Annotated in this window: 1 protein-coding gene; it reads left to right on the top strand. The window is 54.6% G+C overall.

Going from position 1 to position 1492, the window contains the following annotated elements:
• The first annotated feature begins 122 nt into the window (after positions 1–122).
• Entirely contained in the window at positions 123–1394 is a 1272-nt protein-coding gene (locus ACOCD2_RS19630; RefSeq protein ID WP_293650158.1) for a PAS domain S-box protein, read from the top strand.
• Positions 1395–1492: the final 98 nt, after the last annotated feature.

Below are 1492 nucleotides of genomic sequence, written 5' to 3'. Positions count from 1 at the left end.
GTGGGAACAATAAACAAGCGAGGGCGCGTGTAATTCATGAATTTTCCGGGTTGTATTGCCTGATCCGGTGTTCTGCCAAATAATGCCCAACAATTTATCTTCGGTTCAGATACCCTAAACCCATGTCTCCCAAGGACAATACCAGCATTTTCAGCTACGCCCTTGCGCTGAGCATCCTCTGGAGCGCCAGTATCGGCACCATTGCCGTCTGGACCATATCCGAAGAAAAGAACAGCACCCTCAACCTGGCTACCGCCGAGGCCCGGGCCTATTTCAACAAGGATCAGGCCATGCGACTGTGGGCCACGGAACATGGCCGCATCTATGTACCCGCTACCGACCGCTATCCTCCCGATCCCAATCTTGCACACATACCCGAAAGAGACATCGAAACACCCTCCGGCATCGCACTCACTCTTATCAACCCAGCCAGGATCATTAGGGAGCTGGATCAGAACTATGGCCATCTGTACGGTGTTACCGGCAAGGTCACCAGCCTGACCCCTCTGGCCAGGGAAAACATACCGGACGAGTGGGAAAAACAGGCGCTGCACCGCCTGATGAACGGTGAAAAGGAAGTTTTTGAGCTGACCGACATCAATGGAGATGAGTACCTGCGCCTGATGCAGCCACTCATGGTAAACACCGGCTGTCTCCTTTGTCATGGCGGACAGGATTTCGAAGTGGGAAAACCCGGCGGCGGCATCGGCATCGCCCTGCCCATGAAGCAGTTGCGTGAGCAGGAAGCCGCGGCCATTGTCTCCAAGATCGCCATACTCCTCATTCTCTGGTTCCTGGGTATAGTAAGCCTAATCGTGGGCGCCTGGATCATTTCCCGCCAGGTATCCGTCAGGCAGGGCATGCTGCAGAAACTGCAGCGCAGTGAAAAACGCAAGAGCGCCATACTCGATACCGCCCTCGATGCCATCATCACCATCGATCAGAAAGACCTCATTCTGGAATTCAACCCCGCTGCCGAGAAGATTTTCGGTTATGCCAGGGAAGAGGTCATCGGCAAAAAAATGGCCGAGCTGATCGTTCCGGAATCCCTCCGCCAACAGCACTACGAAGGCCTGCAGCGGCATCTTCTCACCAGTGAAACCACGATAATCGGCACCCGCATTGAGACCACCGCCATGCGCTCCGACGGCGCTAAGTTTCCCATCGAGCTGACCATCACGCGCATCGACCAGGAAGATGCGCCGCTGTTTACCGCCTACCTGCGGGACATCACCATCAACCGCCAGATGGCGCAGCAACTATTGCACCAGGCAAGCCATGACTACCTCACCAGCCTGCTCAACCGACACAGTTTCGAGCAGTCCCTGCAGCGTCTTCTGGACAACATGAGTCCCGGTTCCCAACATTGCCTAATGGTAACTACTCACCCCTAAGATGAGTACAAGCCTGCCTCCATGGATCTACAATCGCTTTTTCATGTCTGTAGAGGCTTGACATCATAGTACGCCGAGTCTATGCTATTGACCCAACA

This window comes from Thiolapillus sp., from assembly GCF_048562965.1.
Taxonomy (GTDB): Bacteria; Pseudomonadota; Gammaproteobacteria; order Chromatiales; family Chromatiaceae; genus Thiolapillus; species Thiolapillus brandeum_A.
Note: the sequence above shows the minus strand (reverse complement) of the source record. Positions and strands in the feature narration are given on the sequence as shown.

Excerpts from the sequence above, each read along its gene's own strand:
- ACOCD2_RS19630 (WP_293650158.1), top strand. The coding sequence starts at position 123 with ATGTCTCCCAAGGACAATACCAGCATTTTCAGCTACGCCCTTGCGCTG.